Annotated in this window: 1 pseudogene; it reads left to right on the top strand. The window is 78.6% G+C overall.

Going from position 1 to position 707, the window contains the following annotated elements:
• Positions 1 to 707 (top strand): annotated as a pseudogene (locus GTW08_RS17705) (phospho-sugar mutase); the annotation flags it as partial.

The raw sequence follows: 707 nt of genomic DNA, 5'->3' as shown, positions 1-707 counted from the left end.
CGCCCGCGCCGCGGATCGCGCTCACCCCGATGCACGGCGTCGGCGGCGCGACCGCGGTCGCCGCGCTCGCCCGGGCCGGGGTGCACGACGTCGCCGTCGTCGCGAGCCAGGCCGTGCCCGACCCCGACTTCCCGACGGTCGCCTTCCCGAACCCGGAGGAGCCCGGCGCGACCGACGCGCTGCTCGCGCTGGCCGCCCGGAGCGGCGCGGACCTCGCCGTCGCGCTGGACCCGGACGCCGACCGGTGCGCGCTCGGCGTCGCCTTCCCCGACGGCTGGCGGATGCTGTCCGGCGACGAGACCGGCGTGCTGCTCGGCGACCACGTCCTGCGGACCGGGACCGCGGCGGACCCGCTGGTCGCGACGACCGTCGTGTCGTCGTCGATGCTCGCCCGGGTCGCGGCCGCCCGCGGGGCCCGCTCCGCCGAGACCCTCACCGGGTTCAAGTGGATCGTGCGGGCCGGCGACGGGCTCGTCTTCGGCTACGAGGAGGCGATCGGACTCTGCGTCGACCCCGACGGCGTCCGGGACAAGGACGGCGTCTCCGCCGCCGTCGTCGCCGCGGACCTGGTACGCGGGCTCGCCGCGGCCGGGTCGTCGGTGCCGCGGCGGCTCGACGAGCTGGCGGCGGAGTTCGGCGTGCACGCCACCCGGGGTGTCTCGATCCGGATGGCCCCCGTCGAGCGCGACGCCGCCGTCGCCCGGCTG

This window comes from Pseudonocardia sp. SID8383 (genome assembly GCF_009864975.1).
GTDB classification, from domain to species: Bacteria; Actinomycetota; Actinomycetes; order Mycobacteriales; family Pseudonocardiaceae; genus Pseudonocardia; species Pseudonocardia alni.
Note: the sequence above shows the minus strand (reverse complement) of the source record. Positions and strands in the feature narration are given on the sequence as shown.